The organism is Parashewanella hymeniacidonis (genome assembly GCF_016900895.1).
Classification (GTDB): Bacteria; Pseudomonadota; Gammaproteobacteria; order Enterobacterales; family Shewanellaceae; genus Parashewanella; species Parashewanella hymeniacidonis.
The window spans coordinates 1-4879 of record NZ_JAFEUN010000179.1 but is presented as its reverse complement, the minus strand read 5'-3'; the positions used below and the strand labels follow the sequence as shown (position 1 = coordinate 4879).

Here is a 4879-nt window from a genome sequence, read left to right as displayed (position 1 = left end):
TTTTGTTCAGAATCGCCATTTTATTTTGATAGTTGTCGTGGTTGACTTATTATCTCAAAAATAAAGCTTTTCTCCTCAGATTTTTCTTCTTAATTTGTTACCCATGTTTGATGGGTTCCGAAAAATATTATCTTAATGGGGATGAAAAAGTAAAAGATGCGATTGATATTAGCTTTGCTGAGGCATTTTTTGCAGGCCATGACCGCCAAACTGTTCAGTTTGGCTGGCCGCTATTTCCAGATGTTCTAAAAAAACTTTACGTTGATTTTTGGGGAACAGAACCAATTCAACTGGTTTTTAAATAAGCCCCTTCAGTATCTTCAATGCTTCAGCGGTGTTTTTACATCGCTGTAGTTGCTTCAAAACCTCATCAAGCTCAACGATTGCGGTATCACCATTAGAATAAGAAATCGCAAATTGATCACCGACAACAGACTTAGATTGAGGTAAATCTTTATTCTTGTATAGCAACTTCATCAACCGAATAAGTTCAACATCTTCACCGAAGAACAGCGCTTCATCGGCCTCGATAATTGGCAAGTCTACCGAATTGTATGGCGCATAATTGTGAAGACGTTGCTGCCATATTTTTGATGCTTTTATATGCAGTGTGCTACCTTGATGGTAGATATCCGTAATCCTCAATGAGTCATTGAAATGAAAGCGATTGTTACTGGTCATGCGAGCGGCATAGGCTTTTATGCTGCGAAACAACTTCATCATCTTGGATATGAGGTTTATGGGATAGATATTAGAGTAAATAACATTTTATCGAATGAAATCAAACAAAAAAGGTGTGATCTCAGGTCTGAACCTGAGTCTCTTGTAACATTTTCAGAGATAGGTGATTTCGATATAGCGGTTAATTGTGCTGGGGTTTCAGGTGTTCGTAAGCCGTTAAAAGACTTCTCTTTGGAGGAATATCAGCAATCTTTTCATGATGTTTTCTCTCCGTTATTCAATGCACTTAAACAAGAAGTTAATTTGGCAAATATCAATAATGATAAACGAAGACGGATCATCAATATTGCCAGTGTTACAGCCGCTTATGGCGCAAAAAACATGGCGGCATACAGCGCAGCTAAAGCAGCGATAGTTAATTTAACTAAAGTCGCCGCTGTTGAGCATGCACCAGATATTTTCGTTAACTCAATATCTCCTGCAAGTATTGATACACCAATGATCAGAGCTAAACACAAAGGCAATCTTCCTGATTACAGCCAAACTTACTTGACTGGCGATTGCGGTCTGGACTCTGATGTGTTTTCTGTAATCGAAATGCTGCTTAAAAATGAATTTATGACAGGGCAGGATATTAAGTTGGATGGAGGGTATTCTTCGATGTTTGATATAAAGCGATAACTATCAGGCTGATTTCGTTCTGAACTTAAAATATAAGATAATTCTAGAAGCTACATAGCCAGCAAAAAAGTAAATGCTCGTAGACTCTAGGTTGGCGAGCCAACACAATAATACAAACCCTAGGAATAAATAGAATTCCCATGGGAATATGGAAAAGATTGTTTTTCCATCGCTTAGTGCAATTAAAGGGAATGATACAAACCCTAAGATGAAGATAATTCCATTATAGTTTATGTAATTACCAAAATACTTATCTAAGCCTAAGCCAATCAATATGATTACAATACGAGATAGCAATTGAGTATTTGAAATTAACATATCTATTACTGCTTCATGGCTTTTGTAATACTCTGTTTATTTAAGGAATAGTCGACACGTTTTAAAGGCCATTTTTGTGAAATCCAAGATTTAATTGCAGTTTTTATTTTTGGAAAAACAGGGCTAGATAAATATTCTTTTTTAACCCAAATAAAAACTGAAGCATCGTAGGGCTTAGCTATAGGTGAGCTAACATAGAAACAACCGATAATTTGAGATTTCTGACGGTTAAGGATGTGATACGTAAAGCTTGTTTTATTATTGAAAGAAGTCAAATCATCAAATAGCGAGTCAGTATTCTCTTTTAAAGTGAAATTGTCTGAAGGCCATTCTGAGCCTAATTGTTTTCGTATAAACTCTTTGGCAGACATTAGAGCTTCATAATCGAGTTTCGCATAGTCTGGATCAACTTTCATAATAATAAAGTCTTGAATACTCGCTTCAACTGGCACATCAAATGAGTCATGGATTAGAGCTTTTGAATTCACACAAGTGGAAATTACTAACAAACAGAGGATGATAAAAAATCGAAACACTAAAATAACCAATTACCAATAACGAAACAGGAGTGTAACGTTCAACTCATTAATTTCAAAGTTATTTATGTAAATCTATTTTAGTTTTTATATAGTTGTTTTCTCCAGCTAACGATATCATCACAGCCATCACCGAAGACAACACCAAAGTCGCAACCACCTTATACCCAACAATAAAAGCAATCGATAAAAACTGGCTAGAATTTAAATGGTTTTGGTACATCATCAAAGGCACAGAAATAAAGCTCACGCTGCACTCAGCGATTAAACAAGAAACGAAGAAACTGAAAAAGTGATGCACCTTGCCATTCATGATTGAAAACAGTTTGAAGTTAATGGCGTTACTCAACCACACAAAAAAGAAGGTCAAGGTCATAATGGTCGGTAATTCTCTGTAAACACTGAGGTAGTCTTGCCTTTCACCTAAATGACTTAATAGCCAAGCAATGCCAACAAATAATAAATCACCAAGAAACCCATATCTTACTGCGGTATTGGCAAACAGCATCCCATATCGATACTGCATCATATTCGAAATGCTGAAAGTGAGAGGGAAAAAGATTAACCCAACAGAAAAATGAAGTTCATGCCCAAAGATATGAACGGTACGATAGTCGAAAAAAAAGAAAGTCGTCGAGGTTAAAAGAATTGTAAACAGGATAGGGTAGATAACTCTGCCATGTTCAGATTGAGTCTCGCCAAATAACTTATTGAGCATAAGTTACGTAGCTTGATGACATGGTGATGATAATGGGCAGCAATGTATCAGATTTCCTCGGCTGAATGATATCACCGTCTTTAGATACAATGGCACCATCTTGCTGCATTCTTACTATTTGCGTTTCGTCACTGACAAGAATGCAAAAATTACTTTTAAAGTGTTTTGCAGTTGAGTTAAAAAATAATGTATCAGCCGCGGTAATAAACGGTTCGTAATGAATTCCACTTGCGACAAGACAATAAGTTTTTTGATAACTCTCAAGGTGCTCAAGGAGTTCAGGACTTAGGCTGATGATGGTTCGTTCAGCTACTGGCATTGGCTCCGTTTGTTCTAAGCAGGTAAGTTGAGACAAAGCTAGTCTTGGCACCAAATAGCATTTTAACGATTCATCAAATTGGGTGATAGGAATGCTGTAGGGCGAATCTGAAAATAAATAGTCAACATCTACACCGAACTTATCAGCAATCATCAGACGCTTACCCATTGGTGGTCGTTTATTGGCATACAACCAATTTTTAATGGTCGACTTCTTCTCGCCACTTATCTGCACCACACTATCTTCTTTGTTTTGAATATCAGGTAACAGTTGGTTGGCAATCGCTAATGCTTTCGTTCGAAAATTGTGTTCCGACAAATTACGTTCCCATATCGTTAAGTTTCCATCTATTGTAAAAATAGATGCTTGGTGTTATTAATTCAAATATTAGTCGAAATGGTTCATCTAAAGTTCAAAATCATCATTTCGATTTCAAATATCCATTACTTTAAAAACATGGAAGGCTATCAAAGTGACCGGGATTCGGTTTTACACGATAGGAGCCATTAACATGTTTGATGACAATTTATTATACGATTTAAATCTTCGCTACCTTTCTCTGATTAAAGAGTTAGCCATTCAAGATCCAAAATTCGCCAGTAGAAAGTTTGGCTTATCAGAATTTCTAGTAAAAATAATATCTAACAATAGCTTTCAACAACTTGAACACATTGCGAAACAGGACGACATCTACTTTAATTTTTTACCTGACGAGAAGCTATTTGCCCGTTTAGCGCAAAAGCCTGAAAATGATTTACTGCGGATATCGGTTTCAGTATCCGCTAATTTGTCAGTTAAAACAGCTAATGAATAAGCTTAGCCAAAGTCTACAGACCATCAAGGCGGCCAGATACATTGGACAAAACTTAAAGGTTCAGATCATTGCTCGTTATACCGAACTGCCAGAAAAGTATTTGCGAGCTTTGGTTAAAGAGTTAACGGGAAGGGCGCCATCTTCAGGACGACTTATCACCACTCAAAGGTTGTTCAGAAACAAAAGAACAATAACAGCTTGCATACTCTTTGTATCAATTTACCTTCGGCTTGATGAGCAGAAAAATAATGACGTTGATTTAGAAATACTGATCAATGCTTACAAGCAGTTCACTAAACAAGCTGTATTATTTGAGGTACTCAATCACCCACAATGCAGCTTTACCATCAATGACGCTTGGGTTTTAATCAACGCATATTTAGACAAGGTGATTCAGCTATCACCTTGTCCTTGTGGCAATGTGAAATTGATATCAAGAGACATTCAGATTGATGAACGTTGTTGGTTTTGTGGTTCTGTCGCCAGATATTAAAGTTTGAAACTAATATCGGCTTAGAGTTTGATTAACACGTTGCCAGTAGAGCTAGTTGAGACAACAAAGATTGAAACTTGTGCTAAATTCTATGACGATTTAGCACACAATAAAGGTTGAAATTAGCTTTTGGACAAAACCGTGCCAGCTAATCATTAACTGGCACTCAAGTATTTAATTCAAAATAACAACGCAATTAGCCCTGTCTCTTGATCAGATCTCAGAGCATTTCTCCGTCAGCTAGCATTTCTTTCGCCATCCTATATCCAACGACATAAGATTGAAGGGTATCCCAACCTTCCCAAATCGTTTCCCAGCC

8 protein-coding genes are annotated in these 4879 nt (G+C 36.9%); 4 read left to right on the top strand and 4 right to left on the bottom strand.

Annotated features, from left to right (window positions below; all coding sequences use genetic code 11):
• The first annotated feature begins 41 nt into the window (after window positions 1–41).
• Entirely contained in the window at window positions 42–305 is a 264-nt protein-coding gene (locus tag JQC92_RS20895; RefSeq protein WP_205001470.1) for a DUF7674 family protein, read from the top strand.
• Here the strand turns inward: JQC92_RS20895 and JQC92_RS20890 are convergent.
• The gene (locus JQC92_RS20890; protein WP_205001469.1) at window positions 298–681 is read right to left on the bottom strand and encodes a hypothetical protein; all 384 of its coding nucleotides are present in this window, start codon (window positions 679–681) and stop codon (window positions 298–300) included. The genes JQC92_RS20895 and JQC92_RS20890 overlap by 8 nt on opposite strands.
• On the opposite strand from JQC92_RS20890, the gene JQC92_RS20885 reads away from it, so the two are divergent.
• Window positions 658–1362 carry an SDR family NAD(P)-dependent oxidoreductase gene (locus JQC92_RS20885; RefSeq protein ID WP_205001468.1) on the top strand — a complete coding sequence of 235 codons (705 nt, stop codon included), beginning with the start codon at window positions 658–660 and terminating at the stop codon, window positions 1360–1362. The genes JQC92_RS20890 and JQC92_RS20885 overlap by 24 nt on opposite strands.
• A gap of 323 nt (window positions 1363–1685) precedes the next feature.
• Here JQC92_RS20885 and JQC92_RS20880 read toward each other — a convergent pair whose 3' ends face one another.
• From JQC92_RS20880 to JQC92_RS20870, 3 genes are all read right to left on the bottom strand, one after another.
• On the bottom strand, window positions 1686–2168 hold the full coding sequence (locus JQC92_RS20880) for a hypothetical protein (RefSeq protein WP_205001467.1): 483 nt from the start codon (window positions 2166–2168) through the stop codon (window positions 1686–1688).
• A 109-nt stretch (window positions 2169–2277) separates the two neighbouring features.
• Window positions 2278–2934, bottom strand: coding sequence for a VUT family protein (locus JQC92_RS20875; protein WP_205001466.1), 657 nt, complete (start codon window positions 2932–2934; stop codon window positions 2278–2280).
• Window positions 2924–3571 (bottom strand): hypothetical protein, encoded by a 648-nt coding sequence (locus tag JQC92_RS20870; RefSeq protein ID WP_205001465.1) that lies wholly within the window; start codon window positions 3569–3571, stop codon window positions 2924–2926. Before JQC92_RS20870 ends, JQC92_RS20875 begins: the two co-directional genes overlap by 11 nt.
• Before the next feature lie 193 nt (window positions 3572–3764).
• On the opposite strand from JQC92_RS20870, the gene JQC92_RS20865 reads away from it, so the two are divergent.
• Window positions 3765–4067: a flagellar transcriptional regulator FlhD gene (locus tag JQC92_RS20865; protein ID WP_205001464.1), complete on the top strand. Its 303-nt coding sequence runs from the start codon at window positions 3765–3767 to the stop codon at window positions 4065–4067.
• Window positions 4060–4560: a FlhC family transcriptional regulator gene (locus JQC92_RS20860; RefSeq protein WP_205001463.1), complete on the top strand. Its 501-nt coding sequence runs from the start codon at window positions 4060–4062 to the stop codon at window positions 4558–4560. Before JQC92_RS20865 ends, JQC92_RS20860 begins: the two co-directional genes overlap by 8 nt.
• Window positions 4561–4879 lie beyond the last annotated feature (319 nt).